3 protein-coding genes and 1 pseudogene are annotated in these 5,862 nt (G+C 69.1%); 1 reads left to right on the forward strand and 3 read right to left on the reverse strand.

Features of this window, described 5'->3' with window-relative positions:
* From ONA70_RS34080 to ONA70_RS34085, 3 genes and pseudogenes are all read right to left on the reverse strand, one after another.
* Positions 1 to 516, reverse strand: a 516-nt coding sequence (locus ONA70_RS34080; RefSeq protein WP_319959581.1) for an alcohol dehydrogenase catalytic domain-containing protein, incomplete at its 3' end; no start/stop codon positions are given.
* Positions 517 to 862: 346 nt separating this feature from the next.
* Positions 863 to 1,050: pseudogene (locus ONA70_RS36785) on the reverse strand (hypothetical protein); the annotation flags it as partial.
* Between the two features lie 91 nt (positions 1,051 to 1,141).
* The gene (locus tag ONA70_RS34085) at positions 1,142 to 3,361 is read right to left on the reverse strand and encodes an SGNH/GDSL hydrolase family protein (protein ID WP_265010599.1); all 2,220 of its coding nucleotides are present in this window, start codon (positions 3,359 to 3,361) and stop codon (positions 1,142 to 1,144) included.
* 646 nt (positions 3,362 to 4,007) lie between these two features.
* Between ONA70_RS34085 and ONA70_RS34090 the strand changes: the two genes are divergently transcribed.
* A complete protein-coding gene (locus tag ONA70_RS34090; RefSeq protein WP_265010601.1) occupies positions 4,008 to 5,861 on the forward strand; it encodes a sialidase family protein in 1,854 nt (617 codons plus the stop codon).
* The last annotated feature ends 1 nt before the right edge of the window (position 5,862 follow it).

Below are 5,862 nucleotides of genomic sequence, written 5' to 3' on the forward strand. Positions count from 1 at the left end.
GTGCTCCACCAGTGCCTGCCAGGCACTCAGCGCGGCCAGTGGCAGCGCTGCGGCGTGGTCGTGGTCAACGGTGGCGGGTTTGGCCGCCAGGACCGCCGCGGGCAGGGCGACGTACTCGGCGGCCGCGCCATCGCGGGTGAAAGGGATCAACCCGTAGACGGCCTCCCCCTCGGCGGGGCTCTCCACCCCCGTCCCGGACGCCGCGACGACTCCCGAGAACTCATGCGACGGGATGATCGGAGTGCGCTCCGGCCCTGACCCGTCCGAGCTGTACGTCCAAGTCTGCGGCCAGGTGAGCTCAGTGGGTGTCATGGAAGCAGCCTTCACGGCCACCAACACCTCACCAGGCCCCGGCTCAGGCCGCGGCGCCTCCTCGTACACGAGCTGCTCCGGCCCGCCTCTGGTGTGAGCTCTCACGGCGTGCATCGTGCTCATCCGACTGCTGCTCCCTCCCGACCACATGTCGATCAGCCCGCCGGCCGCCCCTAGCGATGAACCGCAGGCTAACTCCCGCATTATCTGGCGGTTCGGCAGCGCGCATGTCGGACTTCCGTAACCCTTGCCCCTTCGGCGCAGAAGCGCGCTGGATCAGGGCTCCGGGGCAACAGCACGCGGCGGTCGTCTGGCGGCGACCACCGAAGCCAAGCATGTGCGGATTACACGATCAACGCTCAAAGACGAGGCACTAGAAATGCCAGGATCCGCCCAGCGATAGCGGCCCGACCAGCCCAACCACCGCACCTTGAGGCGGAGCCTCACCGGCGCTGTGACCACGAACGCTGAACATCAGCAGAAAGGAACATCAGCCCTGTGCAGACCGCGCCTCGGGTGGGTGCGGGAGCGACCTGCGAAGAGAGCGAGGTCAGTCTGCTGTCGGAGCGGAAACCTGCCACAACGCACTGCCTGGCAGGCGCGGAGTCTGTCGCCGGACGGCAGCGTGGAGGTTCCGGTGTAGAGGACGATGCCGGCGATGAAGTCGTCGCCGAGGCGGTCGGCGAGTCGGCGCAGCCTGCGGAAGTCGTCGGGGCCGAGTGCTGTGGCTGCCTTGACGGGCGGCAGCAGCGCGTCATCGGGTACCACCGGCGTGACCGCGCCCTCGGGTGGCTGCGTGCCGACCGGGTGGGCGGCACGCAGCCAGCGCTCAGCGGAGTGTGTCGAGGTCGATGGCCTCGGCCATCGCGCGGTAGCCCGCGTCCGACGGGTGCAGGTGGTCGCCCGAGTCGTACGACGGGTTGATCCGTTGCGGATCGGCGGAGTCACGCACCGCGGCGTCGAAGTCGACGACGGCGTCGAAGTCGTCACTCGTGCGGATGAACTCGTTCACGGCCTGCCGCACGTTGTTTCGTTCCTCGGTGTAGGACCGCCATCCCTTCATCGGGGTGATGGTTCCGACGACGATCCGCAGGTCCTGTGCGTGTGCCTGGGCGGCGATCTGCCGCAGGGCGAGTTTCAGGGTCTCCGCGTCGGGGTGCCCGAGGTTGAGGATGTCGTTGACGCCCTCGAGCACGATGACCGTGCGCGCGCCGGACGTGGTCAGCATGTCCCGGGACAGGCGGGCGAAGGCGTTCGGGCCGCCGATCCCGGTTCCGGTGCTGCTGTCCAGGATCCGGTTGCCGCTGATGCCGCTGTTGACCACGCCGAGTTTGGTCGGTCCCGGCTCGGCGGCGAGCCGGTCGGCTAGGACGTCGGGCCACCGCAGGTTCGCATTGTTGGTCGACTTGTCCCCGTCGGTGATGGAGTCGCCGAAGGTCACCACCGCGCCGTGCGCGGCGGACGACCGGACGTCCACGCCTGTCACGTAATACCAAGCAGTGGTCGGCTGGGTGAACGCGGTGCCCTGCCCGTCCGCCGCGTGGTCGCCGTCCGCGGTGATGAACGACGTCTGGTACGAGCGTGGGTGCTCGGTCACCGGGCCGGACGGGGCCGGGGTGTAGACGGTCACCAGCAGGTCCCCGTCTGCCGGCACGGCAAGGGAAACCGGATCGCTGAGCACTTCACCGCCAGCCGGGATGGTTACCGACGGCACGCCGCCGAAGGTCAGCTCGCGCATCGTGCCGGCGACTGCGTCCGGTGCGTCCGGCCTGGTCGCCACCGCCAGCGTCGCTCGTCCCATCAGGACCGGCGCTGTGCCGAGCGCGTTGGACAGGCGTACGCGAGCCGCATCGCCACCCACGCTGGTGTGCACCACGTTGCGGATCGAGTGGTTCGGCATGCCCTGGTCGGCGGCGGGCGTCGTCCGCGCCATGGCTGTCTGCCAGGTGCCGATCCAGTGGCCGGGCGGGCGGGTGTCGAGCTTGTCCAGGTCAACGACCGCCGCCATCGCCTGGTAGCCGGCGTCCTTCGGATGTAGGTGGTCACCGGAGTCGTACTCTGCCTGTAACCGGTTCGGCGCCGCGGGGTCCCGCAGCGCGATGTCGAAGTCGGCCACCGCGTCGAACGCGCCGCCGTGGCGGATGAATTCGTTGACCGCCTGGCGCACGCCTTCCAGTTCCTCGGTGTAGTTGCTCGACCCGCCGAACGGGGTGAGCGTGCCGCCGGTGACTCGTAGCCCCTTCGCTCTGACCTGAGCCGCTATCTGGCCCAGCGCCGCGATGATCTCTGACGGCTCGTGGTGTTGCGGCTGGCCGCCGATGTCGTTGATGCCCAGCAGGACGATCACGGAGCGCACGCCGGTCGCGGTGAGCACGTCGCGATCCAACCTGGACAGCGCGTTGGGATTCCAGGTGCTGTTGAGCAACCGGTTCGAGCTGATGCCGGCGTTGAGCACGCCGAGCCGTGTCGGGCCAGGCTCGGCGATCAGCCGGTCGGCCAGGTAGTCCGGCCAGCGGTGGTTGGCGTTCCGGGTCGAGTTGTTCCCATCGGTGATCGAGTCGCCGAGCGTGACCACTGAGCCCTCGGCCTGTCCCAGGACGTCCACGCCGCTCACGTACGGCCAGAAGGTGATCCGCTCGGTGAACGCCGCGCCGGATTCGTCGGCCGCGTGATCACCGTTTTGCGACAGGTACGAGGCCTGGTTGGCCACCTGGTGATAGGTCACCGGCCCGGACGGCACCGGGGTGTACGCGCTGACCAGGAGGTCGCCATCTTCCGGCACGGCGAGGGGCACCGGGTCGCTGAGCACCTCGCCGCCGGCCGGGATGGTCACCGATGGGGCGCCGCCGAAGGTGAGGGCTCGCATCGAGCCCGCGACGGCGTCGGGCGCGTCGGGGGCATCCGCGACTGCGACTGTCACCACGTCCATCCGCACGGCCGCCGTGCCGAGGACGTTGGTCAGCGAGACGCGCACGCCTGAGCCACCAACGCTGGTGTGCACGATGTTGCGGATGGTCCGGTCCGCGTATCCGGTGGGGAGGTTGGGCACGGTGCCGGAGGCCGCGGCGGACCAGGTGCCGACCCAGTCATCTGGCGCCGTCGTCGGCTGGGCGTCCGGGCCGGCTGCGGAGGCTGGGCTGGTCAGGCCCGAGCACCAGCGCGAGCACGGTGCCGGCGGTTTGCGTCATTCTCCGTACGTAGGACATGGGATCTCCTCCCGATCGTCAACGAGTTTGCTCTTCGCCCCTGTCGCGGTCAACCGTCGTCCGGCCGCGACTCCGCTTGCTCGTCAGTAGCACGACGATCGCTGAGTCAAATCGATGCAGGCAGATAGCCCTAACCGGTGGCATGCGGGAAATGAAGGGGTTGTGCGCGTCGCACCGTCGTTCAGGGGGTGATGCCGAACCGCTGCTGGGTTTACGAGCCTCGGGAGGGACATGTCGACCAAGCTGGCCAATAGCCGCTCGGAGGGGTTGCGACGCCGATCGTAGGACGTAGGATGTCCGGCAGCGTTGTGACGAGAGGTGGCCGGTGCGGACGAAGCTGCGGACGATCCGCGGGCGCAACAGGTACGACAGCCCACTCCCGGATCCACCTGCTGCTCGACGCGATCCGCCCCAGGGGCGACCAGTGGAGGTATCGCTTTCATGACGAGACAAAGACGCAGGCTCACACACGGTCGACTGTTGTCCACCATGGTGATCGCGGCCGTTGCTGCCGCCCTGCTCACCAGCGGCGCCGCGCACGCCGCCGAGCCTTATCACGAAGAGCAGGCGGTCTACACGGCACACACCGACGGGTATTTCTGCTTCCGGATCCCGGCGATCGTGAGGGCCACCAACGGGGACCTGCTGGCGTTCGCCGAAGGCCGGATCAACAACTGTGACGACCGGGGTGACATCGACCTGGTGCTGAAGCGGTCTCACGACGGCGGTCGTACGTGGGGTCCGCTGCAGGTCGTCTCGCGCGGCGACGGCGACACGCACGGCAACCCCATGCCGATCGTGGACGAGCGGACCGGTCGGGTCGTGCTGTTCACCACTCACAATCCGGGCACCGGAAGCGGTGGCCGCAAGCCGTACCTGCAGCTCAGCGACGACCACGGAGGGACCTGGAGCGCGCCGCGGGAAATGAGCGAGCTGATGCTGCCGGAGTGGACCGCCTGGTACGCCACCGGTCCGGTGCACGCCATCCAGCTCACACGCGGCCCGCACGCCGGGCGGCTGGTGATGAGCGCCAACCACGAGTCCTTCGCGCCCGACGGGCGCCGCATCGCCGGTATCCACCTCGGGTACAGCGACGACGGCGGCGTGACCTGGCGTCTCGGTGCCAGCGCGGGTGGTGCCGCCGACGACATCTTCGTCAACGAGTCGACGCTGGTGGAGCTGACCGACGGGCGGGTCTACGTCAACGTGCGGGAAGCGGGCACGGCTGAGGGCACCCGGGCGTACGCGATCTCCAGCGACGGCGGCGAGAGCTACGACGCGCCGTTCCAGATGGTGCCCGAGTTGACGATGCCGGTCGTGCAGGCAGCGTTGCTACGCCTCACCGCCACCGACGACGGTGACGCCCGGGATCGCATCCTGTTCTCCGGACCCGCCAATCCCGGCAAGCGCGAGGCCCTGACGATCCGGTCCTCGTACGACGAGGCCCGGACCTGGGAGCCCTGGCAGGACGGCAAGGTCATCAGCTGGGGTCCGGGCGGGTACTCCGACCTGGTCAAGATCGGGACCGACCCGGTCGCGGGCCCCGTCGCCGGGGTGCTGTACGAAGGCGGCGAGGCCGCCCTGTACGAGGTGATCGAGTTCGTCAGGTTCAACGAGGCGTACCTCGACACTCCCAACGGTTCGCCGCCGGACCTGCCCCCGCCACCGGAGCCGGGACCGACGACGCCGGACGCCTCACCGCGCTACGACAACACGGCCTATGTGCGCGGCGGCGCGACGCTGACCGAGGGGCGGTACGGCACCGGGCTCGCGCTCGACGGCGTCGACGACCACGTGGAGGTGCCGTACAACCCGGACGTCGACCTCGGGGACGATCCGTTCACGATCATGACCTGGTTCCGGTACAGCGAGACCACCGGCAACATTGTGATCTGGTGGTTCCACCAGGTGGGTACGGGAGCCGCGCAGATCTGGCTGCGGGCCGAGCCGGCGAGCAACCGCATCCGGGGGGTCGTCGGCACCGGCCAGGGCGACGCGAACATCACGATCGCGGGCGCGTACAACGACGGGCTCTGGCACCACGTCGCCATGCAACGCACGGCGACCCGGGTCAGGGTCCTCATCGACGGCGCCACCGTCGCCGATCTGCCCGCTCCCCGCGGTTCGGTGACCACCGGCAAGGAGTTCGGCATCCACAGCATCTTCCTCGGCCGGCGAGTCGATGGGCTCAACAACCCGTTCCGGGGCACCGTGGACGAGTTCCGCATCTATGGCCGCGCCCTCACCGACGAGGAGCTGAGGGACATCCGGGAACACAACGCCCCGATCGCCGGTCAGCTCCGGCTCCGCCTCCCGTTCACGACCATCGACCCGCAGGAGTAGG

Origin of the sequence: Micromonospora yasonensis (assembly GCF_026013475.1) — a bacterium.
Taxonomy (GTDB): domain Bacteria; phylum Actinomycetota; class Actinomycetes; order Mycobacteriales; family Micromonosporaceae; genus Micromonospora; species Micromonospora yasonensis.

Excerpts from the sequence above, each read along its gene's own strand:
- ONA70_RS34090 (WP_265010601.1), top strand. The coding sequence starts at position 4,008 with ATGGTGATCGCGGCCGTTGCTGCCGCCCTGCTCACCAGCGGCGCCGCG.